The organism is Burkholderia arboris (genome assembly GCF_902499125.1).
Taxonomy (GTDB): Bacteria; Pseudomonadota; Gammaproteobacteria; order Burkholderiales; family Burkholderiaceae; genus Burkholderia; species Burkholderia arboris.
The window spans coordinates 266953-292335 of the sequence record NZ_CABVPX010000003.1 but is presented as its reverse complement, the minus strand read 5'-3'; the positions used below and the strand labels follow the sequence as shown (position 1 = coordinate 292335).

Sequence of the window (25383 nt, the reverse complement as noted above, 5' to 3'; positions counted from 1 at the left end):
GATTGATTCAATGATCGCGAACCGTGCCGAATGTCCGCGCCTCGTTACCTGTTTTCTGGTCAGCTTCCTTTCAAATCGTTGTCCAGGCGCCGCGCGTTATTTTCATCAAATTAAATTGTCGAGCGCGTTGTTGTTGTAAAACCATCCAGCCCGATGAAAATCCTGCCAAATAAAATCACGCACCGCAACCGGAATACCCAGCCGGCGATCTTATATTGCAATGCTTTACATTTTCGAAGAAATTCCAGTTCGAAAATAAAAGGGTCGAAATTCTTCATATCCGCGCAAACCTCCGCCAGACATACGCCAAACCAACAAGACGATATTGAATGACGGTGCAAATTTAATGACCTTTGCCGCCGCGGAAATTTTGTTTGATCGGCCGAAAATAAAATCTGACAGTTTCAATAAATTAAACAATGTTCATTGATGTTTTTATAATCGCCATTGCTTAACTTATTCGATAAATCGTGCTGCACCACGGCGAATGTTTCGCAACGCTGTCGACCAGCGAATTCGCTTCGGCATCCGCGCGTGCCGATCATTTGATCGAACGACCACGGCACCGGATCCGGCATCATCCGTCCGGTCGTTGGGATCGACCCGCCAGCGGCATCATCGGAATGCACCGACAGAACGCCTCGCGCGCGCAGTCCGGCACTGTTAGGGGGCCTCTGCGGACCATGCAAATCAATGATTTGGCCATCTTTTCTGCGAGTTTTCCCGCGACCATGTGGCAGAAAAGATGACCCCTCCCTACAAAATTCGCAGAAAAGTTGATCCCCGATCGAACCCCTGCCTAGAAGTTTTTAAAATCAAAGACTTGCGCGCACGGTGCCTCCCCCCACAAAAGGTGGTGCTCATGAATCGAGACGGTCCGACCTACCCCGCATACGAGTTGCCGAAGCCCTGGTTGCTTGAGGTTCAAGGCCCGATGGCAGGCTCGCGTGTGCTGTAAATGTGTGCATAGTATGCAAATAGCGAACGGCTAACGACCGCTTCCGTGATCAGATGGACACCTCGATACGAAGGCCACGACGAGTGTTCGCGCTTTGTCGAATCGATATGCAGAGCTTTGTTGGGTGATCTCGCTCAAGCATGTTCAGCACCTGAACTGAAAGTCGAGCGGCGGCAATAGTAGTGCGGCACGAAGAGATACAGCCCGAAGAGGTGCGTGCTCCCCTCGACGGGCACCTGAACATCGCTCAGCGTGTCGAGATCACGCCAAAGCTCACTGCAGAGACGGCATATGTCGGCAGACGCCGTGTGAGGAATCGTGAAGTGTCGTTGCGAAAGCAACCGGGCGTCGTGCAGACTTGAAAGTTCGTCGTCTGAGAGCCGCAAGCACGCTGAGAGCCGATCGACGACTGCCTGCGAGGGAGGGTCCTTCGTACCGAGCTCAATGGCCGAAACGTAGCTTTGCTCAAGCGCCATGGCAACTGCCAGATCCTTCTGACGGATGCCGTAGCGAAGTCTGAGTGCGCCCCTCAGGCTACGCGCGAATTCTCAGAACCGAGCAACAATAGGCCACCTGCATAGGGCCCGCATGACTATCAATCCGGTGCAAATTCTAAAATTGGCAATAATAAAACACAAATACCTGAAGATCGCCATCAATAGGAAATAATGAATGAAAGATCGTGCCTGTCGAAAACGACTTTGTTAGGATCATAAGATCGGGGTAGCGTGTCCGATGAGAGAGGACCGAAATATGGGAGGAGGCTGCCTCCCGGTCCGAGAAAAGAATCAACAACGACAGGACGTCATCGCCTATGTCGCCGCCTTCCCTTCAAGAGATCGCGAAGGAATTCTTCGCTCTGCAAAACAATCGGCTGTTCACGATCGACACGCCGCTGTCCGGTCGCTCGGCGCTCGTGCTGACCGAGTTCGTCTGCGAAGAGGCGTTGGGCGAACTGTTTGAAATGAAGTTCATGCTCGCGTCCCAGGACCCGAACATCGAGCTCAAGCAACTGATCGGCAAGCCGGTGACGGTCACCCTGCAGCTGACCGACGCGCTTGCCAGCACGGACGTGCGCTATTTCCACGGCTACGTCACCGATTTTATACATACCGGCACCGATGGTGGCCTGGCGACCTACGAGGCTATCGCCCGCCCGTGGCTGGCCTTTATGGATCGCCGTCAGGATATCCGGATTTTTCAGGAGCAGAAAGTCGACGAGATTCTCAACGACGTGATGCATCGATACCGGAGATTCGGCGACGTTGTGTTTCGTCTATCCGCGCCAACGGTCAATCGCAGCTACTGCACGCAGTACAAGGAGACCGATCTCTCTTTTGCGCTGCGCCTGATGCAGGAGGAGGGGCTGTTCTTCTATTTCGAGCACAAGAAGGACAGCCATACATTAGTCGTCACAGACTCGTCGATCAACGTCGGCCCGATTGCCGGGCACAGTCCGGTGCTCCGCTATTCGACCGACGAGATCCTGGAAAGCAACCAGGTCGTCACATCCTTCGTATCGCGTCGCAGATTCTCGTCGGGCAGCGTTGCGCTCAAGACAGGGGACTACAAGGCTCCGAGCGCGCGACGGTATGTCGAGCGCGACACGGCTGTCGATCAGGGCGAGGTCGACAACTATGAGATCTACGACTATCTCGGCGCCCATGGTTTTCCCGATTCCGATCGGGGCGAACAACTCGCTCGATTCCGGACCGAGGCACTGGCTGCCCACAGCAAGATCTTCGTCGGCAAGAGTCACTATCGCAGGCTTGAGCTCGAGCGGTACTTCCAACTCGATACGCACTACGATCATGACCAGGCGCAGCCCGAGGATCGGCACTTTCTGTTGACGTCGATCCGGCACCACGGAACGAACAACTACCAGGCAAAACCGGGGTCGCAAACCACGGCAGTGTCGGGCAGCGCGATCTATTCGGCCGAATTCCGCTGCATCCGCAAGAAGATCCCGTATCGGCCGCTGCTGACGAGTCCTCGGCCGATGATCCATGGCGTGCAGACAGCTGTCGTGGTCGGACCGAAGGGCGAGGAAATTTATACCGACACGCTCGGTCGCGTGAAGATCCAGTTGCCATGGGATCGGCTCGGCAAGCAGGATCAGGGGAGCTCGTGTTGGGTGCGCGTCGCGCAACCCTGGGCCAGCAGCGGATTCGGGATGATCCAGCTCCCTCGCATTGGCGACGAGGTCGTCGTGACCTTCGCCGACGGCAATCCTGATCGTCCGCTAATTATTGCATCCGTCTACAACGCGGCAAACATGCCGCCGTGGGGGCTGCCGGACAATGCGACCCAGAGCGGCATCCTGACACGCTCGACGACGGGCGGCGACAATGGTACGGCGAACGCGTTGCGTTTCGAAGACCGAAAAGGGCAGGAAGAAGTCTGGCTGCATGCAGAGAAAGATCAGCGCATCGAGGTCGAGAACGACGAATCGCACTCGGTCGGCAACGACCGCGAAAAATCGGTTGGGAACGACGAGAAGGCCAGCATTGGCCAGAACTGGACCTTGTCAACCGGCGGCGTCAAGTTTGAGACAGTCGGCCTGGCCTCGGTGCAATCGGTCGGACTTGGCAAAATGCTCAACGTCGGTCTGGCCTACAACGTGAATGTCGGCGGCCTGTATCTGCGCAACGTCGTACTGCAGATGGCCAGCACGGTCGGCATGGATCGCGTCGATCGCGTGGTTCAGGACTGGACCGCGCATGTCGGGCATACCTATGAGGTGACGGTACGAGGCAAGGCCGTCGGCGACGCGGTCAAGAAAGACCAGGAGACGCCGCTCGACATTTCTCCCGGCTTCAGCCCGCAAATCCCCGATCCGGTTCAGAGCGCGAACAGCAACCAGATCCGGATCACCGATTCGGGCCAGGCAAGCCTCTCGGGCGCGAAGACAGCGCAGCTAATCGGTCCGGGCGGCACGATTACGATCGACGCGGCAGGTATTCACCTGAAGGGTACGGGGATCTACCTCGAGGGGCCGGTCACGCAAAGCGGCGGCAGTGCCAAAGGTCTTGCGCCCGTCACGGAGGCCGATTGTGCGGAGTGCGCGAAGAAGACCACCAGCGCGCATCCGGTGGACGTTGCAACAGGCCAGAAGTTGCTCACGCACGACGATTTCACATTGCCGGGACGGATGCCGATCCGTTGGAATCGACGTTATCGCAGTGCCGATCAGCGAACCGGCGGTTTCGGCGTCGCATGGAAACTGCAGTACGCGACCGAAGTACGTCACGTGACGATCGCCGGTACACCGAAGCTTGTTTATATCGACTTCGACGGCCGACAGCTGCAATTTCCGGTGCTCGATCCGGGTCAGGAACACTTTCATCCGATCGAGAAATACACGCTTCAGCGGCTTGACGATATCGACCGGCTCGCGAGATACGCGGTACGCTTTCCGAATGGCATCGTCGAGACGTATAGCCCGCATCCGAGCGAATCCGATCGTTGGCTGTTGGAGCGCTACGAGACCCGCGACAAGCAGTTGCTGTCGTTTAGGTATACGCGGAGCGGCAACCTGCATCAGATCCAGAACAACTGCCATACGGTATCGTGCCGGCACGACGATGAAGGCCGCATCACCGAAGTCCATTTGCTCGACGAGCACGGCACTTCGACGCAGAAACTTGCCGCGTATCGATACGACGATCACGGCGATCTCGTTCAGGCGATCGACAGCGGCAATTTGACCTGGACCTACGCGTATCACACGCACCTGCTCACGCGCTACGAGACGCCGGCCGGCGCAACATTCGTCGCCGAGTGGGACGGCGAGACGCCACAGGCGCGCTGCATCAGAACCTACGCGTACACACTCGACGCCAACGGCCAGCCAGTCGTGACGCGCGAAGCACGCTTCTCTTATCAACCGGCCGCCCGGATGACGCAGGTGACGGATGCGCTCGGGAACTCGACGACGTACCGCTATAACGGCCTATGGGCGGTCGACCAGGTCGTTCATTCGGACGGTAGCGCGGACCAGACCGAGTTCGACGAGACGGGTAATGTCGCGGCGCGCGTCGACGCACTCGGCCGCAAGACGCAATCGGTCAGCGACACAAACGGGAATCCGATCGCGATCCGTGACGCCGCGGGCCAGCTGACGCGCATTGAATACAACGACCAGAACCTGCCGACGCGAATTACCGATCCCGCCGGGCATATCTGGCAACGCGAGTACGACACCGACGGCCATCTGGTCAAGGAGATCGACCCGCTCGGCAACACATCTGGTACCACGTTTGAGAATGGCCTGGCTGTCGCGCACACCGACGCGCTCGGTAACGTGACGAAAACACAATTCAACGACGCCGGTCAGTTGATCGCACGCACCGACTGCTCGGGCTTCACGACGCAGTACGGTTACGATGAGCGCGGGCGGCAAACCCACCAGACGAACGCACTGGGGCAGACGAGCAGATTTTACGGTAATGCTGCCGGACTGCCGACAGCGATCGCGCCTGCCGGGCTCGGCACCTGGACAACGACGTACGATCGGGCAGGACAGGCGATCGCCCATACCGATCCGCTCGGGCGCACGACGCAGGTGACACGAGACGCCTACGGCCAGATCGTCCGGATAGAAGCGCCGGACGGCAGCACCACCGGTTACGGTTACGACGCGCTCGGGCGGCTCGTGGCGCTGACCAATGCAAAGGGCGAGCACTGCACGTTCGAGTATGACGCGCACGGTCGCATGATTGCGCAAACGGGATTCGATGGGCGACGCCAGCAAGTCGAATACAACGCCGCTGGCGAACAGATCGCGCAAATCGATCACGGCAATGATGGCCAATTGCGCACGACACTGCTGTACGACAGTCTGGGACGACCGATCGAGCGACGACTCGGGGATGGCACACACACCACATTCGGCTACGACGCTCGTGGTCTGCTGACGCAGATCCGCCACGAACCGAAAGACAGCGAACCATCGCAGATCACGTACGAATACGATGCTGCCGGCCGGCGGACGGCCGAGGTTCAATCGCACCACGGGCGAGTTTGGCGGCTCCAGCACACGTTCGATGCAGCCGGCAACCGCAGCGGGATGCAGTTGCCTGGCGTCGGCACGCTGACTTGGCAACGTTACGGCAGTGGTCATATCCACGGGCTACTGCTCGACGGCGAACCGCTGGCGAGTTTCGAGCGCGACGCGTTGCATCGGACGATTCATGCGGCTCAAGGCCCTATCGCGCAGTTGTTCGCGTACAACGACGCAGGGCTCCTTCAAACGCAGCGCTTGCAGGATCTCGATGAGCGGGGGCAGCCACGTGCGGAACCGCGTCCGTGGCGCGCGTGGGATTACGATGCGGCCGGACAGATCACGCGACTCGCTGACACGTGGCGAGGCGAGCGTCACTTCCAATACGATCCGCTCGCGCGGTTGGCCAGTGTGAACCGGCTGGGAGGCGAAGCTGTCCCGCACCCGTCAGGGGAAACGTATCGGTATGACCCAGCCGGCAACCTGCTTTCGCGGCTGGACCACGGATCGGAACCCGACAGCGTAGCCATGTCGACGTCCGATACGGCCACCGTTCCGGAAGCGCCTGGCGATCGGCTAAAGCGATTCATCGCGATCGCCGGGCCGACGCGCTCCCAACTCGATTTCAGCTACGACGGGCACGGCAACCGTACCGGTCGCGTCGCGCGTGCGTTGCAGGAGGTGCCCGAGCCGGATCACAATCCGGGGCTGCTCGACAGGTTGCTGGCCCGTAGAGATGCCGTCACACCCGTGACAACACCTGAACCCGTGGAAACGCGCTACCGCTACGACAGCGGGCATCAACTCGCCAGTATCGAACAGGCCGACGGCAGCCGCACCGAATACCAATACGACGCGCTCGGCCGACGGATCGCAAAGGTTCACACGCCCGCCGGCGCAGCGCCGTCTACGACGTTGTTCGTCTGGGACGGCGACTGGCTGCTGCAGGAGGTCCATGCGGGGCAGACACCGCGCAACGACAAGTCCGTGACCTATGTTGCCCATCCGGACCATGCCGGGCCTGTGGCTCGGCTCGAGCGTGGCAAACGGTACTTCTACGTTACCGATCACCTTGGCGCGCCGCAGGAACTCTACGACGAGACGCGTCGGGTCGTGTGGGCGGCGGACTTCGACGGCTACGGGCAGACGAAATCGATGATCGCCGACGAGATCGACAATCCGATCCGGTTTCCGGGGCAATTCAGGGATAGAGAGTCCGGGCTGTACTACAACCGGCATCGATACTACGATCCAGCTATAGGTCGATACATCAATCAGGACCCGATCGGACTGCGTGGCGGGCCAAATTTTTACGCCTATGCGGATGGCATTCCGACACGGAAGATTGATCCTAGTGGTCTCGGCACAATAGCGATCGGTGCCGGTATCGGAAGTGTCGTTCCCGGGCCCGGGACACTGATCGGCGCGGGAATTGGCGCGCTGGTCATGATCGGAGCGGGCATCTGGTACATGACGAGGTCCACGGACGGTACGCAAGAAAAGGTCAAGGAAAAAGATGATTGCCCGAACAAATGCAACCCATGCAAAACCGTGTCAGGGAAAATCATCGCCGTTGGCACGTTTGGGTACAGACCGCTTGACGTGATACCCGACAATGAAATGCAACATGGCGTGTACGGGTCGCATCACAATATGTTCCAGGCCAATCAAATGCCATATCCGAAGTGCGACTGCTTCTGGGCGAAGCAAAAATATGTGCTTAAGCCGGAGCAATTGACATCAAGCATGGTGCCGGTTGAACCATTTCTCAACCCACCTTGATAGGGAAGAGGCGCATCGTGAAATACGTTTCATCTGGGCTAGATATCCACATTGGCGATCATGTTATCGTCGAGGGGGACGTTGTTGGCCTTGTCGTGTGTGATTTCGACAAGCGCCAATGTGTAGATGGGTATGACGACTGGCTTACCGACCAAGAGTTGGTCGGAGGCGGAAAGTTGTCAGAAGGTATTCTTGTGGAAACAAAGGCGCTTGGATTTCTTTACTACTCCAGCGACGATGATGACATAGTAAAGGACCCCAAATTTACCGATGTGAAATGATATTTTCGAAATATCACGACGACAGTCGAGTAATAATTGAGAAAGAATGACGTATTGAGTTGGCAAAATGCAACCCATCATTCGCAAGGGTGACATGACCGATCACGGCGGTGTCGTGCTCGATGGCTTCGGAGGCATGGATCTCAGTGGTCGGCCAGCGGCTGGCGTTGGCCATATGGTCAGTTGCCCGAAATGTAAAGGTATATTCCCGATCATTCAGGGATCGAGCCAGTATTCGATTGAAGGTCGCGCTGTCGCCTTGCATGGCATGAAAACCGCCTGCGGCGCATCATTAATCGCCAGTCAGCAGCAGTTTCTTGCGGATCAGTAGAACACGCTCCCAGACCAGGTTTCCCCAACTGCCAGACAGTCACCCCTGGATCGATTGCGCGTTAATCGCCTCGCAATCCTTCACCAAGGCATCCAACGCACGACGCCCCCACCGAGTTTGCTCACCTTCGCCCGCGCCTTCCTCCAGGGTCGCGAGCGTGGCATGGCAAACCAGAGGTCCGACTGGCACACCGATTTCCCGAGCGATGCAGGCCTGCAGTCGCGCAAGACCCTTGAAATTCCCCAGCGCCCTCTGGACGAAGTATTGATAGCGATAGAGTGCAGTCAGGTAAGGCTCGTGCTCAGGACCCAGCTTGAGGCTGACGTGACTAAGGCACTGACCGCCACGTGGATTGTCATAGTCTTGCTCGACGTCATAGAACTTCAGTTCCAAAGGCTCCAGAGCCATGTCCAGCTCATAGATTGCGCGCTGAGGACCGTTCTTGGCTCGCCTGGCTGCATCCAAAGATTCCTTAAGCCTCTTCATGGCGAGCTCTAGCGGATTCATGGTCGAGCCGTCCGAGCAGACTCGCTGCGTCAATCTCAGTGCGTAGGTACCCCAGCCCTCGCGCTGCAACAGCACGTATTCGGCGATAGCCGTAGCGGCACTTCTGCGCCGCGATGGCCATCATTCGACAGGTAAGCGATTCGTCGTCAACGCGGCGCCGTGATTCGTAGTGGAACAGCGAACGCGAAATCCCCACCAGCCCGCAGGCACCGTACTTAACGGGAGACAGATCGACCAGGCAAAAAACACCAGAATCATCGACAAAAACTATTGAGTGTCATTTCCTATACATCAGATCAAATACTGCAAAAAAGCCGCCTTTTTTGCCAACCTACAACAGCCACACACCCTATCCAACCCCAATAATTCCCCTTGACGCCCTATCTTTCGAAATATATCTTTAGATATGTTTTACGACACATAGGACAGGATCATGCGACACAACCACTTCCGCGGCCATGCCCGATGCGACGGTCATGGTGCGCAGGCCCGCCCTGACTGGTTCGCCGGTCTCTGGTACGCGATCGGCCGCCACCGCCGCGGCCACGATCCATTCGGTGGCGGCCCGTTCGGTGGCCGTGGCGGGCGCGGCGGCTTTGGCGATTTCGGCGACGACGGCATGCCGCGCGGCCGCCAGTTCAGCTCCGACGATCTCCAGCTGCTGCTCCTCGCACTGGTCGCCGAGCAGCCGAGCCACGGCTACGAGCTGATCAAGGCGCTCGACACGCGCTCGAATGGTTTCTACAGCCCGAGCCCCGGCATGGTGTATCCGGCGCTCACGTATCTCGAAGAAGTCGGCTTCGTCGCGTCGCAGGCGGAAGGCAACCGCAAGCGCTATGCGCTGACCGACGCCGGTCGCACGCATCTCAACGCACAGCGCGAACGCGTCGACACGCTGTTCGCGCGCCTCACGCACCTCGCCCGCAAGATGGAATTCATGCGCCGCGCGTTCGCCGGGGAATCGGCGGGCACCGAAGCGCAGGACGAATCGCAGGCCGGCTGGCTGCCGGAGTTCGTCGAGGCGCGCCTCGCACTCAAGCGGGCGCTGCTGCACAAGAGCGCCGCCGATGCCGACGAACAGCGCCGCATCGCGGCCATCATGCGCCGCGCGACGGCCGAAATCGAAGGCGGCTCCGGCGCGTGATCCGCGCCGCCCCGTCAAAACCCAAGGAGAACGGATTGATGCAGAACACATCCGAGCGCACCGTCACCCGCGTGCGCCACACCCTCAAGTTCCGCCTGTTGCAGGTCCTGCGCGTGCATGCCGTGACGCCGCATCTGCTGCGCGTCACGCTCGGCGGCCCCGATCTCGCGGATTTCGAATCCGCGTCGTTCGACGATCACGTGAAGGTATTTTTCCCGCCGCCCGGCGCCGAACGGCCCGCACTGCCGACGCTCGGCGAGAACGGCCCCGAGTTTCCGGAAGGCGAACCGAAGCCGGTCGCGCGCGACTTCACGCCGCGCCGCTTCGACCGCGCCGCCTGCGAACTCGATCTGGAATTCGTGCTGAACCATCCGGGCCCGGCGTCGCAGTGGGCCACGCAGGCCCGCGTCGGCCAATGGCTCGGCATCGGCGGCCCGCGCGGTTCGTTCGTTGTCCCGACCGGCTTCGACTGGCATCTGCTGATCGGCGACGATACGGCGCTGCCGGCCGTCGCGCGGCGTCTCGAGGAATTGCCGGAAGGTGCGCGAGCGGCCGTCGTGCTGGAAGTCGCCGATCGCTCCGCGCAGATCGCATTCGACACGCGCGCCGACGTGCATGAAATCTGGCGCTTTCGCGCGGAAGCCGACGCGGCGAATGGCGACGTGCTGCTGAATGCCGTTCGCGACCTGCCGCTGCCGCCGTCCGGCGACGGCTACGTGTGGGCGGCCGGCGAAGCGCTGTCGATGCGCGCGGTACGCCAGCACCTGACCGGCGAGCGCGGCATCGACAAGTCGCGCATCCGCGCGGCGGCCTACTGGAAACGCGGCGCGGCGGCCGTGCACGAAACGCTGGAAGACTGACGTCTACGGGTCGCTGGCGCCGAACAGACGGCATGCGCACACGCTGAAACAATCGTGGCGCCGGCGCACCAGCGGGCTTGGCACCGGTATCGCGGCTGGTATATATCTATGTCTGCGACGCCGCTGTCAGGCGACAGCCGCCGCAGCCCGCCCAGGAGCGCCCGGTCATGACAAAAGCAAGCCACGCTTCGCCTTTCCTTCGCAACCTGAAGATCGCCGGTTATTGCGGCCTTGCCGCGGTGGTACTCGCGCTGTTTGTCGCGATGTGCGCGATCCTGAAGGAAAGCGCCCTCGACCGCGATGCCGCTCAGCACCCGGCCGATACACCCGAACTGCACGATGCGGGCGGTGGCCCGTCCGCATCGGCCGATGCGTCGACCAAGACACCCGGCTGACGGCGTCCTGCCCAACGACCTCCCGCTGTTTACGGCGCGTGCCGGCGCCCCATCACGACGGCATGCACCGAATCGCCGATCCGTTCGAGCGGCGCGCTCACGCGTTGCCCGTACAGATGCGCGGCCAGCGCGCCGGCCGTGCCGACCAGCACGCCGCCCGCCATGTCGAACGGCCAGTGCACACCCGCGTAGACGCGCCCCCATGCGATGACCACGGCCAGCGCAGCCATCACGAACCCGGTGACACGCGTCGTGCTACCGAGCATCAGGCCGACCGCCATGCTCCACGCGAACGTCATGTGATCGCTCGGAAACGAGCTGTCCGGTGCATGCGGAATCAGCTGCGTACCGACGCCGGCCATGAACGGGCGCGGCGAAAACCACAAATGTCCGAGTACCTGCGCGAGCGCGAGTGCCACGCAGACGCAGACGCCGGCTTCGATCGCCTGGCGCCGCGCCGGGCGCGCGCCGAAGATCCAGGTCAGCAGCAACATCGCCGGCAGCGCATAGACGAGCCAGTCGGCGGCAAAAATGGCAAGGCGGGCGACGCCCGGCTGCGGTGCAACCCCGGCGTTGATGGCGGAAAAGAGGGTGAGATTGAGGTTCTGCATGAATCCGGTTGCGTGGGGCGTAAAAGGTCGACCGGTTGCCCGGCCGGATACGAACGATGCTAGGGCGTGCCCGCTTAAGCGATGCTTAATGGGGCGGCCGCACGGGGCGAGGCCCGCCGCGGCGAACGCACTTAGAGCCTGCACTGCAACACAAGTTCACACAATTGTCATATTCCCGCGCGACCGTCTCCTGTAAAGGCTCACCCCGCCTCCCGTAAAGGCTCACCTTTTTCACATCATGGCGTCATCGATGCATGCGACCATCGAGCCGCCGGGCGCCATTCAGGCCGTTTGCATCGTTCATCTCAATATTTACGCCGCAAATTATTCGAAATCGGCAACAATTAATTCCAAATGCGGCATCGCACAACGGCAACGCACAGGCATACGATTACGACCACTCATCCACGAAGCGATCAACAACAAGGAGTCCGCATGAAACCCAGCGATGTCCGATCGAAAGCGTTTGCGATGCCGTTGACCAGCCCTGCCTTCCCGATGGGCCCGTACCGTTTCGTCGATCGTGAGTTTCTGATCATCACGTACCGCACCGATCCGGACCGTCTCCGTGAAATTGTCCCCGAGCCGCTGCAGGTCACCGAGCCGCTCGTGCATTACGAATTCATTCGCATGGCCGATTCGACCGGCTTCGGCGACTACACCGAAAGCGGCCAGGTGATCCCCGTCGAGTACAACGGCCAGCCGGGCGGCTATACGCTCGCGATGTATCTCGACGATCACCCGCCGATCGCCGGCGGCCGCGAGCTGTGGGGCTTCCCGAAGAAGCTCGCGTCGCCCACGCTGCACGTGAACACCGATCACCTCCTCGGCACGCTCGACTACGGCAAGGTGCGCGTCGCCACCGGCACGATGGGTTACAAGCACAAGGAACTCGACATCGACGAGCAGACGAAACGGCTCGCCGGCCCCAATTTCCTGCTGAAGATCATCCCGCACGTCGACGGCACCGCGCGCGTCTGCGAACTGGTGCGCTATTACATGCAGGACATCAAGATGAAGGGTGCATGGACGGGCCCCGCATCGCTCGAGCTGGCGCCGCACGCGCTCGCACCGGTGGCCGACCTGCCCGTGCTCGAAATCGTCGAAGCCCGGCACCTGGTCGCAGATTTGACGCTGGGCCTCGGCGAAGTCGTCTACGATTACCTGGCTCAGTAACACGTCCGCAGTCCTTTCTCCCTGTCAATCCTTTCACCACGGGAATTCGAACATGAGCAACCTGAATGGCAAGACCGCAGTCGTCACGGGCGCCGCGAGCGGCATCGGCAAGGAAATCGCACTCGAGCTCGCCAAGGCAGGCGCGGCCGTCGCGATCGCCGACCTGAACCAGGACGGCGCGAACGCGGTCGCCGACGAGATCAACAAGGCAGGCGGCAAGGCGATCGGCGTCGCGATGGACGTGACGAACGAGGAAGCCGTGAACAGCGGCATCGACAAGGTTGCCGAAACGTTCGGCTCGGTCGACATCCTCGTGTCGAACGCGGGCATCCAGATCGTCAACCCGATCGAGAACTATGCGTTCTCCGACTGGAAGAAGATGCAGGCGATCCACGTCGACGGCGCATTCCTGACGACGAAGGCCGCGCTCAAGCACATGTACAAGGACGATCGCGGCGGCGTCGTGATCTACATGGGTTCGGTGCACTCGCACGAAGCGTCGCCGCTGAAATCGGCATACGTGACGGCCAAGCACGGCCTGCTCGGTCTGGCACGGGTGCTGGCGAAGGAAGGCGCGAAGCACAACGTGCGCTCGCACGTCGTGTGTCCGGGCTTCGTGCGCACGCCGCTGGTCGACAAGCAGATTCCGGAGCAGGCGAAGGAGCTCGGCATCAGCGAAGAGGAAGTGGTGAAGAAGGTGATGCTCGGCAACACGGTCGACGGGGTGTTCACGACGGTGCAGGACGTCGCGCAGACGGTGCTGTTCCTGTCGGCATTCCCGAGCGCCGCGCTCACGGGGCAGTCGTTCATCGTCAGCCACGGCTGGTTCATGCAGTGAAGCCGCGCGCCCCCACCGAAAAGCAGGCCGTCGATGCGGCGGACCTGCATCACGAAGCCGGCGCACCGGCCCCCGCACGGTCGCTGCCATACGAAACCATCGCGCTCGTCCTGCAGGGCGGCGGCGCGCTCGGCGCCTATCAGGCCGGCGTGTTCGAAGGGCTGCACGAGGCCGGCATTCCGCTCGACTGGATCGCGGGCATCTCGATCGGCGCGCTCAACACCGCGCTGATCGCGGGCAACGCGCCCGAGCATCGCGTCGAGCGCCTGCGCGAATTCTGGGAAACGATCTGCCAGCCGGCGTTCTTTCCGACGATTCCGGCCGCGTTCGAATTCGCGCTGTTCAACAGCATCGACCAGATCCGCACGTTCTTCACCGCGTCGCAGGCGGCCAGCGCAATGATGCAGGGCCAGCAAGGCTTCTTCGTGCCGCGCTTCCCGCCGCCGCTGCCGGGCGTGTCCGACCATCCCGAGAAAATCAGCTGGTACGACACGTCGGCGCTGCGCACGACACTGCTGAAGCTGTGCGATTTCGACCGGATCAATTCGGGCGAGACGCGCGTGTCGGTCGGCGCGGTCAACGTCGGCACCGGCAACTTCGTGTACTTCGACAACTCGCGCATCCGTCTCGCGCCCGAGCATTTCATGGCGTCCGGTGCGCTGCCGCCCGCGTTCCCGCCCGTCGAGATCGACGGCGAGTATTACTGGGACGGCGGCGTCGTGTCGAACACGCCGCTGATGGAAGTGCTCCGCGCCCGGCCGCGCCGCGACACGCTCGCGTTCCAGGTCGATCTGTGGAGCGCACGCGGGCCGCTGCCGCGCACGATGGCCGACGTCGCCGAACGCACGAAGGACGTGCAGTATTCGAGCCGCACGCGTTTCGTCACCGACACGCTGCAGCGCGAACAGCGCTACCGCAACGTGCTGCGCCACGTGCTCGAACAGGTGCCGGAAGCGCAACGCAAGAACGACCCGTGGTGCGTCGAAGCCGACGCGATGTCGAGCGGGAAGAAGTACAACATCCAGCACCTGATCTACCAGCAGAAGGCGTACGAGCATCATTACAAGGACTATCAGTTCGGTCTGTCGACGATGCGTGACCACTGGTCCGCGGGTCTCGACGACATCCGCAAGACGCTCGCAGTGAAGGACGGCCTCGCGCTGCCCAACAACGACGCGGGCTTCGTCACGCACGACATTCACCGCCGCCGGTAATGCCGTGTGCAACGGGCCGGCGCGCGTCGTGCGCCGGCCCGTCCTCATTTCAGATTCGACAATGCCGATTTTCATTGCGCTGTTCGCGCTCATCGCCGCCGGATGGGGCGCGGTTCACCTGTTTCACGTCATCGCCGCGCAGTTCGGCCCGCCGGTCGCGATCGCGGCCGCCGTGCTCGCCGCCGCGATCCTGATCGCGCTGATCGCGGGGTGGATCAAACGCCGCCGCGACATCGCGCCGAATACGAAGGAAGAAGGCTGGACGCACATCGTGCATCGCGCGTGGGGCGAGTTGCGCGTGTCCGCGACGCAAGGGCTGCTGTGGCTGTCGCATGACGGCGCGGACGGCCGCTATACGCTGTCGCAGCTCGACGGCTGCCAGGCCGCGCCGATCGGCGGCCGCTGGCATCTCGTCGTGCGCGTGCGCGACGCCGCGCGCAGCGAATGGAAGCTGCCGATGACGGACAAGCGCGACGCACAGCGCTGGGCGCGCGTGCTCACGCTTGCGAAGGACAACCGGCTCTGAACGCGCGTTCGCCCGCTCGTGCCACCGCGCGACGATCCGCTATCGCCCGCCGAGCGCCCACAGCGCATCGAGCACGTGCTGCGTCGCCCGCTCGACGGGACCGGCCCGATGCGCAATCCCCAGCTCGCGCCACAACGCCGGGCGTAGCGGCCGCATGACGATCCGCGCATCCGGCAGCGGCGCGCCGGCCTCGTGCGGCAAAAGCGTCGCGCCGTACCCGGCGGCGACCAGGCTCTTGATCGCATCGTTGTAGTTGAGTTCGATCCGCGGCTCGGGCCGGTGGCCGCCGAGCGCGAACCACTCCGTCGTGAGCCGTGACAGACGCGTCGTCGCATCGTTGAGAATCAATGGGCGCGCGGCCAGATACGCCGGCGTCACCCGGGCCGGAAGCGGCCAGTCCGCCGGCAGAAAAGCCATCACCGGATCGCGCCGCCACGGGCGGATCGATAACCCCGCGACCGGCGCCTGCGGCAGCGCAACCAGCCCGACATCGAGTGTGCCTTGCGCAATGCGCGCCAGCGTATCCTGCGACGTGAGCACCGCGATCTGCACATCGATATCCGGATGCTGCGCACGCAACCCGGCCACCGCCTGCGGCAACAAGTGCGCAATCGCCCCGGTCGATGCGCCCAGGCGCACCCGTCCGGTCAATCCCTGCACCTGTCGCTGCACATCGTCCAGCGTCGATTCGACCTCGGCCAGCAGACGCCGCGCCCGCTCCACCAGCACTTCGCCGATCGTCGAAGGCCGCACGTTGCCACGCGTGCGGGTCAGCAGCGGCGCACCGACCCGGCTTTCCAGCTCGGCAACGTGAAGACTGACGGTTGGCGGTGCGAGATGAAGCCATTGCGCCGCCGCGACAAAGGATCCCTGGTCCGCGATCGCGACCAGCGTACGCAGGCGGTCCAGACTGATCTCGCGCATCGAACACCTCTCGTTCAGAAAAGCTGAATCAAACGATCAGCAAATTCAACTTTTCCTATTCTAGGCGTTCGGCGGACCATACGGCTTCCCCCGACGATCGAACGCGAGGAACACGACCATCATGAGCTTCCCCACTGTCTTCATCGACGGCGACCAGGGCACGACCGGACTGCAGATTCTGGAGCGTCTGCGCGACCGCGCCGACTTGCAGTTGCTCACGCTTCCGGCTGCCGAACGCAAGGACCCCGTGCGGCGCGCCGACGCGCTCAACGCATGCGATATCGCGATCCTGTGCCTGCCCGATGCGGCCGCGCGCGAAGCGGTCGGCTTCATCCGGAACCCCGCGGTACGCGTGATCGATGCAAGTTCGGCCCATCGCACGCAGCCCGAATGGGTCTACGGCTTTCCCGAGATCGCCGACGGACACGCGCAGCACATTGCGCACGCGAAGCGCGTCACCAATCCGGGCTGCTACCCGACGGGCGCGATCGGCCTGCTTCGCCCGCTGTTGCAGGCCGGCCTGCTGCCGCGCGACTACCCGGCGAGCATCCACGCGGTCTCCGGTTACTCGGGAGGCGGAAGGGCCGCCGTCGAAGCATTCGAATCCGGCGACGCCGCCGCACGCATGCTGCCGCTGCAGGTGTACGGCCTGGCTCTGGAGCACAAGCATGTCCCCGAGATCCGGCTGCATGCCGGGCTCGCACACCGCCCGTTCTTCGTGCCGGCCTACGGTGCCTATCGGCAAGGCATCGTGCTCACCGTACCGATCGAGCTGCGCCTGCTTCCGGCCGGCGTGACCGGTGAGCAACTGCATGCGTGTCTCGCGCACCACTACGCCGCCGCGCGTCACGTCGACGTCACGCCGCTTGCTGACACGCACGCGATCACGCATCTCGATCCGCAAGCGCTGAACGGCACCAATGACCTGCGGCTCGGCGTGTTCGTCAATGAAGATCGCGGGCAGGTGTTGCTGTCCGCCGTGTTCGACAATCTCGGCAAGGGCGCATCCGGCGCGGCCGTGCAGAATCTCGACTTGATGCTCGGTACGTCGAGCGCGGCGTGAGTCTCGCGCAGGCACCGTCAAAGGTCTGCCCGGCAGGCAGATCCACGTCGCGCCGGTGCCTGCGCACGCCCCCCGTAAAAGCTCACCTTTAGACGATTTCAGGCCGTATCGTCACCCGCTGCGGCATTCATCCCTGCCAGCGTCTCCGCCAGAAAATCTACACACACGCGCACCTTCGCCGACGCCGCGACGCGTTCCGGATACACGGCCCAGATGTTCGCGGGCTGGATCGCGTCCGGCAGCACGCGACACAGTTCACCGCGCTCGATCAGCGGCGCGGCTTCCCAGATCGAGCGCAGCACGATCCCGCGGCCGGCCAGCGCCCATTGCACGGCCACCTCGCCGTGGTTCGTCGACAGCGCGCCGCCGACCTTCACCGTGACCGTTTCGCCGCGCACGTTCAACCGCCAGACGCCGAACGGATGGTCGCGCTCCTTGATTGCAAGACAGTCGTGCGACGCGAGATCCGCGAGCGAGCGCGGCATGCCGCGTCGTGCGAGATAGTCGGGCGACGCGCACAGCACGCGATGGTTCGCGGCGAGGCGGCGCGCGATCAGGTGATCGGCGATCTCGTCGCCGATGCGCACGTCGAGGTCGTAGCCTTCGCCCGCGACGTCGACGAGCCGGTCGAACAGATCGAGCCGCACGTTCAGTTGCGGATAGCGCGCACTGAAGTCGAGCAGCGCCGGGGCGACCACGTGCCGGCCAAAGCCGAAGCTGCTCGAGATGCGCAGCGTGCCGCGCGGCACCGTGCGGGTGGTCGACACGTCCTCGACGAGATGATCGACGTCGTCGAGAATCTTCTCGGCGCGCGCGAACACGCGTTCGCCGGCTTCGGTGACGGTCACGCGGCGCGTCGAGCGATGCAGCAGCCGCGTGCCGAGCTGCGCCTCGAGCAACGCGATGCGTTTGCTGACGTAAGCGGGCGACACCGCGAGCTGCTCGGCGGCCGCGCTGAAGCTCGTCAGGCGGACGACCAGGCTGAACACGCGCAGGTCGTCGAGATTCGGCGATTTGTTCACGATTCGTGGAAAGTCGATTAACCTTTCCCGCGATTTTAATCCGGATGGAAATAAATAGAATGGCGTGACGGGCTGCTGCCTCCCCGGCAGCCGGCCGACCAGACAAGGAGAGTTACATGACCGACAGGACCTACAGGATTGCCGTGATTCCCGGCGACGGCATCGGCCGCGAAGTGATGCCCGAGGGCCTGCGTGCGCTCGACGCCGTGACCGCGCGCTTCGGCATCCGCTTCGACTTCGTCGAGATCGACTGGGCGAGCTGCGACTACTACGCGCAGCACGGCAAGATGATGCCGGACGACTGGAAGGCGCAACTGTCGGGCATGGACGCGATCCTGTTCGGCGCGGTCGGCTGGCCCGCGACGGTGCCCGATCACATCTCGCTGTGGGGCTCGCTGCTGAAATTCCGCCGCGAATTCGACCAGTACATCAACCTGCGGCCCGCGCGCCTGTTCGACGGCGTGCCATCGCCGCTCGCGGGCCGCCGTGCGGGCGACATCGACTTCATGATCGTGCGCGAGAACACCGAGGGCGAATATTCGTCGGTCGGCGGCACGATGTTCGAAGGCACCGATCGGGAAGTCGTGATGCAGCAGTCGATCTTCACGCGGCATGGCACCGAGCGCGTGCTGAAATTCGCGTTCGAGCTGGCACAGCGGCGCGCGAAGCGCCTCACCGTCGCGACGAAGAGCAACGGCATCGCGATCAGCATGCCGTGGTGGGACGCACGCGCGGCCGAAATGGCCGAACGCTATCCCGAGATCGCCGTCGACAAGCAGCACATCGACATCCTGTGCGCGCGCTTCGTGTTGCAGCCGGATCGCTTCGACGTCGTCGTCGCGTCGAACCTGTTCGGCGACATCCTGTCGGATCTCGGGCCGGCCTGTACGGGCACGATCGGCATCGCGCCGTCGGCGAACCTGAACCCCGACCGCACGTTCCCGTCGCTGTTCGAACCCGTGCATGGGTCGGCACCCGACATCGCGGGGCAACACATCGCGAACCCGGTCGCGATGATCTGGTCGGCGGCGATGATGCTCGACTTCCTCGGCAACGGCGCGGGCCGCGAACGCGACGCGCATGACGCGATCGTCGCGGCGATCGAGGACGTGCTGCGCACCGGGCCGCATACGCGCGATCTCGGCGGCCAGGCGGGCACACAGGAAGTCGGTGAGGCGATCGCCGCGCGCATTGCGGGCTGAGAACCGGGGATCGCGCCCGGCGCTCGCGCCGGGCGGCACTTCATGAATCCGTCTGCGGTGAGCGGCACGCGATGCGTTTGCGCACTCGTGCCAATGGATCCGGCGTGGATGCGGTGAAATCGAGCGGTGAGCAGCATCGCACCGTAACGCGCACTGCTTGCACCGTCGCCCGTCGAAATCGATCCGATCGGTGAGTTGCACGTCACGCACGCCCACACCGATCGTCAATGCCGGACCGATGCAATCGGCGAGATGCATCACGCGGTGAAGCACACCGCTGCACGTCAACGTGCCCGCTTCACCCGCGCGATGTCGCGCCGAGCGGTTCGAAACACACAGTCCAACGCGACATTTCACTTCATCCCGAAAAATCTCACCTCAGCGTATCGGCTCCCGAATTTCCTCACCATTCAATCCGGGTGAGGCATTCGCCGCTGCGCTGCATCGACGCCAACCTCACAGCCCGAGATCGGACAGCCCCGGATGATCGTCCGGACGACGGCCGAGCGGCCAGTGATAGAGACGATCGGCCTCGCGAATCGGCAGATCATTGATGCTCGCATGACGATGCGCCATCAAACCGTTTTCGTCGAACTCCCAGTTCTCGTTGCCGTACGAGCGGAACCAGTTGCCCGCGTCGTCGTGCCATTCGTACGCGAAGCGCACCGCGATGCGATTGCCGTCGAACGCCCACAGTTCCTTGATCAGCCGGTAGTCGAGTTCGCGCGCCCACTTCCGCTGCAGCAGCGCGACGATCTCGTCGCGGCCCGTGACGAACTCCGCGCGATTGCGCCATCGGCTTTGCGGCGTATAGGCGAGCGACACGCGCTGCGGATCGCGCGTGTTCCACCCGTCCTCGGCGGCACGCACCTTCTGGCGCGCCGTTTCGAGCGTGAAGGGCGGAACGGGCGGACGGACTTCAGGGGATGCGGACATGGATTGCTCCTGTTCAGGGTTCTGGCCGCGCACGTACGCGGCCGGTTCGGATTCGCTGCGTCGGCTACCGCGATACGGTATCGAGCAGCAGTTCGGCTGTCGCGCGCGCATCGCGCGCGGCGCTTGCATCGCCACTGACGAGCGCCACGCCGATCGCGCCGTCGATCAGCACGAGCCATTGACGCGCGATGCGCGCAAGCCCGCGGCGCTCGATGCCCGTTTCGTCGGCATACGCGTCGACGCACTCGCGCACGAACGCCAGCAGGCGTGCCTTGTGCATGCGTGCGACGACGCGCACGGGATCGTCGGCATCGGGAATCTCGCCGGCCGCGTTCAGGAACGCACAGCCGTGAAAATCGGGCTGCCCGAACCAGTCGCGCAGTACGTCGAACATGCCGAGCAGCTGCGCGCGCGGCGTCTTGCCGCGTGCCAGCGTGGCGTCGACGAACCAGCGCATCCAGCGCGCGTCACGGCGTTCGAGCGCGGCGACGACCAGCGCCTCTTTCGATTCGAAATGCGAATAGAAGCTCTTTCGGGCCGCGCCGGATCGCTTGACGATTGCATCGACACCCGTTGCATGGATGCCGCCCGAATAGATCAGCGCTTCGGCCGCGTCGAGCAGCCGGTCGCGCACGCCCGGTTCGCCGGTGGAGTCGTGAAGTGTGTTCATGGGTTTACGGTAGAACGATCGTTCTCCATCGTCAACACCCATGTGAAAAAGCCCTGCCGGCGAGAGGGCCGAATCGCGTCCCGGCCCGCCGCGTTTACGACATTTTTTCTTGAAGCCAGGACGCGACGCTCACTACACTTCGGTCACCCTGTCTGGGCGAAAGGACATCATGCAGCGACCGGAATCCGCGCGCCCCGTGCGCGCCTATGCGGCTTATGCGAAGCGGCTCGACGGCCGCGTCGTCGTGCGGCGCTTCGATCCGCACAACGATTCGTACGACGTGCTGACCGCGCTGTTGCATCGCGCGTTCGCGCCGCTCGGCGCACTGGGCTTCAACTGCCCGGGCGTCGATCAACCGGCATCGGCGACGCGCGAACGCGTGCTGACCGGCGAATGCTTCGTCGCGCTTGGCAACGCCCATCTGGTCGCGACGATGACGATGCTGTCGCACGATCCCGATTCCCGTTGCGATCCGTATCGCAGCCGGCGCGTCGCAACACTCGGCCAGCTGGCCGTCGATCCGGTCTGGCAGGATCGCGGCATCGGCCGCTCGCTGCTCGCGTTCGCGCAACGTCGGGCGGCCGCGCGCGGCGCGACGCATCTCGCGCTCGACGCGCCGTACGCGGCCGTCCGGCTCGTCGATTTCTATCGTCGCGAAGGTTTTCAGCCGGTCGACGTCGTGCGCTTTCCGGGACACAACTACGACAGCACGATCCTGTGCATGGCCGTCAGCGTCGCGGACGGGCGCCTGCATGCGTACGACTCGACGCAGATCGACGTCGTGCGGCAAGCCGGTGCTGCGTCATGAAACACGATGCACCGAAGCACGATGGCGGCGACGATCGCACGCAGCTCGACGTCCGCCAGGCCCGCGTGCGTGCAGCGCTGCGGCTGCGCGGCGTGATGAAGCTGACGATCGTCGCGATCGCGGTTGCGCACGCGCTGACGTTCGCGTTCGAAGGCCTGCTGGTCACCGCCGGTTTCGCGCCGGATGCCGCGGCGGTGCTGCTGTTCCGTTTCGTGACGTGCGCGCTCGTCAGCTTCTGGCTGCAGGCGGATGCGTTGCGCGCGTACCGGTACGCGGCGCAACACGGGTTCGTCACGGTTCCCGGCACATCCGGCGAGCCGATCGACGTTGCGCCGCAGTGCCCGAAACGCTGGCTCGTCGTGTTGAATCTTCAGCTCGACCCGCGCGGATTGAATGGTGAGCGGATCAGGTAACGCGCTGCGCACCGGTCGATGCCATTGCATCGTGCGCGAGTATGAGTGAGTTGCAACGCGGCGCGCAGCTCACGGTTGATGTTCCGGTCCGACGCGACATCGCATGCGGCCGACAGCGAACGATCGCACGACGAGCGAAGCAGGGAATTACGCGGAAGAGGAGGCAGCAGGCGCCGAATCGCGTGACGGGAAGAAGCGGGGCGGCAGTCGACGGGTGAAGCGAACGTGCGATTGCAAGTCACCGATGCGAGATCGTGTTGCGATTCGGCGCGCAAACACAGCTCCCGAATAATCTCACCTCAAGCGCTGAATCGCGCATTCCGGTGGCGACGGCGAGCGTGAAAAAGAAAACGGGGCAGGCGGCAAACCTGCCGCGCTGCCCCGTTTCGACACGCGACTCAAACCGTCCAGTCGAGAATCACCTTGCCACTTTCGCCGGACAGCATCGCGGCGAAGCCTTGCTCGTAATCGTCGGCCGCGAAGCGATGCGTGATGATCGGCGACAGGTCGAGGCCGCTCTGCAGCATCGCGACCATCTTGTACCAGGTCTCGAACATCTCGCGGCCGTAGATACCCTTGATCTCGAGCCCCTTGAAGATCACCTGGTTCCAGTCGATCGCGGTTTGCGCGGGCGGGATGCCGAGCAGCGCAACCTTGCCGCCGTGGTTCATCGCCTCGAGCATGCTCGTGAACGCGCTCGGCACGCCGGACATCTCGAGACCGACGTCGAAGCCTTCGGTCATGTGCAGGTCGGACATCACGTCGCGCAGCGACTCGCGTGCAACGTTGACCGCACGCGTCGCGCCCATCTTGCGCGCGAGCTCCAGCCGGTAGTCGTTGATGTCGGTAATGACGACGTTGCGCGCGCCGACGTGCTTCGCGATCGCGACGGCCATGATGCCGATCGGGCCAGCGCCGGTAATCAGCACGTCTTCGCCGACGAGGTTGAACGACAGCGCCGTATGCGTCGCATTGCCGAACGGATCGAAGATCGACGCGAGATCGTCGGAGATCTCCGGCGGAATCTTGAACGCATTGAATGCTGGAATCGCCAGGTACTCGGCGAACGCGCCTTCGCGGTTCACGCCGACGCCGACCGTGTTGCGGCACAGATGCCGGCGCCCCGCGCGGCAGTTGCGGCAGAAACCGCACGTGATGTGCCCTTCGCCGGACACGCGATCGCCGATCGCGAAGCCGCGCACTTCCTGCCCCATCTCGACGATCTCGCCGACGTATTCATGACCGACGTGCATCGGCACGGGAATCGTCTTCTGCGCCCAGTCGTCCCACTTCCAGATATGGATGTCGGTGCCGCAGATCGCCGTGCGGCGGATCTTGATCAGCACGTCGTTGTGGCCGACTTCGGGACGCTTCACGCGCGTGAGCGTAAGGCCGGGGCCGCGCTCGAGCTTTGCCAGTGCTTTCATGGTCGCGCCTCCTTCAGATGATGCCGAGCGACTTGCCGACGCGCACGAACGCAGCGACCGTCTGGTCGATCTGCTCGGGCGTATGCGCGGCGCTCATCTGCGTACGGATGCGCGCGCGGCCGCGCGGCACGACGGGAAACGAGAAGCCGATCACGTAGACGCCTTCGGCGAGCAGCTTGTCGGCCATGTTCGTCGCGAGCTGCGCATCGCCGAGCATCACCGGGATGATCGGATGCGCGCCGGGCACGAGCGTGAAACCCGCTTCGGTCATCTGCTGGCGGAAACGCGCGCCGTTCTCGCGCACGCGCTCGCGCAGCTTCGCGCCTTCGTCGCTGCCGAGCAGTTCCAGCACCTTCAGCGATGCCGCCGCGATGCTCGGCGTGAGCGTATTCGAGAACAGGTACGGACGCGAGCGCTGGCGCAGCAGCTCGATCACCTCGCGACGCGCGGCGACGTAGCCGCCCGATGCGCCGCCGAGCGCCTTGCCGAGCGTGCCCGTGATGATGTCGACACGGCCTTCGACGCCGCAATGCTCGGGCGTGCCGCGGCCGTGCGTGCCGATGAAGCCGACCGCATGCGAATCGTCGACCATCACGAGCGCGCCGTAGCGATCGGCGAGATCGCAGATGCCTTTCAGGTCGGCGATGATGCCATCCATCGAGAACACGCCGTCGGTCGCGATAAGCTTGTGGCGCGCGCCCGCCGCGTCGGCTTCCTTCAGCTTCGCCTCGAGGTCGGCCAGGTCGTTGTTCTTGTAACGGAAACGCTTCGCCTTGCAGAGGCGGATGCCGTCGATGATGCTTGCGTGGTTCAGCTCGTCGCTGATGATCGCGTCGTTCTCGTCGAGCAACGTCTCGAACAGCCCGCCGTTCGCGTCGAAGCAGCTCGAATAGAGGATGCTGTCCTCGGTGCCGAGAAACGCGGCCAGTGCGCTTTCCAGTTGCTTGTGGACGGTTTGGGTGCCGCAGATGAAACGCACCGATGCCATGCCGAAGCCGTCCTGGTCGAGGCCGGCCTTCGCCGCATCGATCAGGCGCGAATCGTTCGCCAGACCCAGATAGTTGTTCGCGCAGAAATTGAGCACGCCGGCACCGCCGGCGAGCCGCACGGCCGCCGCCTGGGGACTCGCGATCTCGCGCTCGGTCTTGTAAAAACCGTCCGCGCGGATCTGGTCGAGCGTCCCGCGCACCTGGGCGAGAAAGGCATCACGCATCGCAAAGCTCCTGACAGGGATTCGCATTCCGCTGCGCACCGCTCGTGGCGGCGGCGCAACGGCCTGCTACTGTTATAGTC

Annotated in this window: 24 protein-coding genes; 14 read left to right on the top strand and 10 right to left on the bottom strand. The window is 63.1% G+C overall.

Annotated elements, in window-relative coordinates; translation table 11 throughout:
• Positions 1 to 404: 404 nt before the first annotated feature.
• Positions 405 to 629 carry a hypothetical protein gene (locus tag BLA15945_RS05730; RefSeq protein WP_155627243.1) on the bottom strand — a complete coding sequence of 75 codons (225 nt, stop codon included), beginning with the start codon at positions 627 to 629 and terminating at the stop codon, positions 405 to 407.
• A 463-nt stretch (positions 630 to 1092) separates the two neighbouring features.
• Positions 1093 to 1491 carry a helix-turn-helix domain-containing protein gene (locus BLA15945_RS05725; RefSeq protein WP_081051971.1) on the bottom strand — a complete coding sequence of 133 codons (399 nt, stop codon included), beginning with the start codon at positions 1489 to 1491 and terminating at the stop codon, positions 1093 to 1095.
• A 281-nt stretch (positions 1492 to 1772) separates the two neighbouring features.
• On the opposite strand from BLA15945_RS05725, the gene tssI reads away from it, so the two are divergent.
• The 3 genes from tssI (at position 1773) to BLA15945_RS05710 (ending at position 8354) form a co-directional block, all read left to right on the top strand.
• Positions 1773 to 7742, top strand: a complete 5970-nt coding sequence (gene tssI, locus BLA15945_RS37950; protein ID WP_174991733.1) for a type VI secretion system tip protein TssI/VgrG — start codon at positions 1773 to 1775, stop codon at positions 7740 to 7742.
• Between the two features lie 17 nt (positions 7743 to 7759).
• Positions 7760 to 8023, top strand: a complete 264-nt coding sequence (locus BLA15945_RS05715) for a hypothetical protein (protein WP_155627244.1) — start codon at positions 7760 to 7762, stop codon at positions 8021 to 8023.
• 67 nt (positions 8024 to 8090) lie between these two features.
• Positions 8091 to 8354, top strand: coding sequence for a PAAR domain-containing protein (locus tag BLA15945_RS05710; RefSeq protein ID WP_081051972.1), 264 nt, complete (start codon positions 8091 to 8093; stop codon positions 8352 to 8354).
• A 39-nt stretch (positions 8355 to 8393) separates the two neighbouring features.
• Here BLA15945_RS05710 and BLA15945_RS05705 read toward each other — a convergent pair whose 3' ends face one another.
• A complete protein-coding gene (locus tag BLA15945_RS05705; protein WP_155627245.1) occupies positions 8394 to 8861 on the bottom strand; it encodes a hypothetical protein in 468 nt (155 codons plus the stop codon).
• Between the two features lie 433 nt (positions 8862 to 9294).
• Here BLA15945_RS05705 and BLA15945_RS05700 point away from each other — a divergent pair, with 433 nt between their 5' ends.
• From BLA15945_RS05700 to BLA15945_RS05690, 3 genes are all read left to right on the top strand, one after another.
• On the top strand, positions 9295 to 10005 hold the full coding sequence (locus BLA15945_RS05700; protein WP_174991732.1) for a PadR family transcriptional regulator: 711 nt from the start codon (positions 9295 to 9297) through the stop codon (positions 10003 to 10005).
• Between the two features lie 38 nt (positions 10006 to 10043).
• Positions 10044 to 10865, top strand: a complete 822-nt coding sequence (locus BLA15945_RS05695; RefSeq protein ID WP_174991731.1) for a siderophore-interacting protein — start codon at positions 10044 to 10046, stop codon at positions 10863 to 10865.
• Positions 10866 to 11032: 167 nt separating this feature from the next.
• Positions 11033 to 11260, top strand: coding sequence for a hypothetical protein (locus BLA15945_RS05690; RefSeq protein ID WP_174991730.1), 228 nt, complete (start codon positions 11033 to 11035; stop codon positions 11258 to 11260).
• 29 nt (positions 11261 to 11289) lie between these two features.
• Here BLA15945_RS05690 and BLA15945_RS05685 read toward each other — a convergent pair whose 3' ends face one another.
• A complete protein-coding gene (locus BLA15945_RS05685; protein ID WP_174991729.1) occupies positions 11290 to 11871 on the bottom strand; it encodes a phosphatase PAP2 family protein in 582 nt (193 codons plus the stop codon).
• Between the two features lie 435 nt (positions 11872 to 12306).
• Between BLA15945_RS05685 and BLA15945_RS05680 the strand changes: the two genes are divergently transcribed.
• The 4 genes from BLA15945_RS05680 to BLA15945_RS05665 all read left to right on the top strand — a co-directional run bounded on the left by BLA15945_RS05680 (position 12307) and on the right by BLA15945_RS05665 (position 15625).
• Positions 12307 to 13047: an acetoacetate decarboxylase gene (locus BLA15945_RS05680; protein ID WP_059238261.1), complete on the top strand. Its 741-nt coding sequence runs from the start codon at positions 12307 to 12309 to the stop codon at positions 13045 to 13047.
• A gap of 52 nt (positions 13048 to 13099) precedes the next feature.
• Positions 13100 to 13885, top strand: coding sequence for a 3-hydroxybutyrate dehydrogenase (locus tag BLA15945_RS05675; protein ID WP_105391308.1), 786 nt, complete (start codon positions 13100 to 13102; stop codon positions 13883 to 13885).
• Entirely contained in the window at positions 13882 to 15099 is a 1218-nt protein-coding gene (locus BLA15945_RS05670) for a patatin-like phospholipase family protein (RefSeq protein ID WP_174991728.1), read from the top strand. The genes BLA15945_RS05675 and BLA15945_RS05670 overlap by 4 nt, the downstream gene beginning before the upstream one ends.
• 61 nt (positions 15100 to 15160) lie before the next feature.
• Positions 15161 to 15625 (top strand): hypothetical protein, encoded by a 465-nt coding sequence (locus BLA15945_RS05665; protein WP_174991727.1) that lies wholly within the window; start codon positions 15161 to 15163, stop codon positions 15623 to 15625.
• Positions 15626 to 15664: 39 nt separating this feature from the next.
• On the opposite strand, the gene BLA15945_RS05660 is transcribed toward BLA15945_RS05665, so the two are convergent.
• Positions 15665 to 16549 (bottom strand): LysR family transcriptional regulator, encoded by an 885-nt coding sequence (locus BLA15945_RS05660; protein ID WP_059238270.1) that lies wholly within the window; start codon positions 16547 to 16549, stop codon positions 15665 to 15667.
• A 121-nt stretch (positions 16550 to 16670) separates the two neighbouring features.
• Between BLA15945_RS05660 and argC the strand changes: the two genes are divergently transcribed.
• Positions 16671 to 17612 (top strand): N-acetyl-gamma-glutamyl-phosphate reductase, encoded by a 942-nt coding sequence (gene argC, locus BLA15945_RS05655; protein WP_059238272.1) that lies wholly within the window; start codon positions 16671 to 16673, stop codon positions 17610 to 17612.
• 98 nt (positions 17613 to 17710) lie between these two features.
• Here the strand turns inward: argC and BLA15945_RS05650 are convergent, their stop codons facing one another.
• Complete coding sequence (locus tag BLA15945_RS05650) at positions 17711 to 18634, bottom strand: LysR substrate-binding domain-containing protein (protein WP_174991726.1); 924 nt, start codon at positions 18632 to 18634, stop codon at positions 17711 to 17713.
• A gap of 116 nt (positions 18635 to 18750) precedes the next feature.
• On the opposite strand from BLA15945_RS05650, the gene BLA15945_RS05645 reads away from it, so the two are divergent.
• Positions 18751 to 19836, top strand: coding sequence for a tartrate dehydrogenase (locus BLA15945_RS05645; protein WP_174991725.1), 1086 nt, complete (start codon positions 18751 to 18753; stop codon positions 19834 to 19836).
• A gap of 456 nt (positions 19837 to 20292) precedes the next feature.
• Here BLA15945_RS05645 and BLA15945_RS05640 read toward each other — a convergent pair whose 3' ends face one another.
• Positions 20293 to 20772 (bottom strand): nuclear transport factor 2 family protein, encoded by a 480-nt coding sequence (locus BLA15945_RS05640; protein ID WP_050013484.1) that lies wholly within the window; start codon positions 20770 to 20772, stop codon positions 20293 to 20295.
• Positions 20773 to 20836: 64 nt separating this feature from the next.
• Positions 20837 to 21442, bottom strand: a complete 606-nt coding sequence (locus BLA15945_RS05635; protein WP_059238278.1) for a TetR/AcrR family transcriptional regulator — start codon at positions 21440 to 21442, stop codon at positions 20837 to 20839.
• 169 nt (positions 21443 to 21611) lie between these two features.
• On the opposite strand from BLA15945_RS05635, the gene BLA15945_RS05630 reads away from it, so the two are divergent.
• Positions 21612 to 22250 (top strand): GNAT family N-acetyltransferase, encoded by a 639-nt coding sequence (locus BLA15945_RS05630; RefSeq protein WP_174991724.1) that lies wholly within the window; start codon positions 21612 to 21614, stop codon positions 22248 to 22250.
• Positions 22247 to 22663, top strand: a complete 417-nt coding sequence (locus BLA15945_RS05625) for a hypothetical protein (protein WP_174991723.1) — start codon at positions 22247 to 22249, stop codon at positions 22661 to 22663. The genes BLA15945_RS05630 and BLA15945_RS05625 overlap by 4 nt, the downstream gene beginning before the upstream one ends.
• A 398-nt stretch (positions 22664 to 23061) precedes the next feature.
• Here BLA15945_RS05625 and tdh read toward each other — a convergent pair whose 3' ends face one another.
• Positions 23062 to 24090 carry an L-threonine 3-dehydrogenase gene (gene tdh, locus BLA15945_RS05620; protein WP_059238284.1) on the bottom strand — a complete coding sequence of 343 codons (1029 nt, stop codon included), beginning with the start codon at positions 24088 to 24090 and terminating at the stop codon, positions 23062 to 23064.
• Positions 24091 to 24103: 13 nt separating this feature from the next.
• Positions 24104 to 25303, bottom strand: a complete 1200-nt coding sequence (locus BLA15945_RS05615; RefSeq protein WP_059238286.1) for a glycine C-acetyltransferase — start codon at positions 25301 to 25303, stop codon at positions 24104 to 24106.
• Between the last annotated feature and the right edge of the window lie 80 nt (positions 25304 to 25383).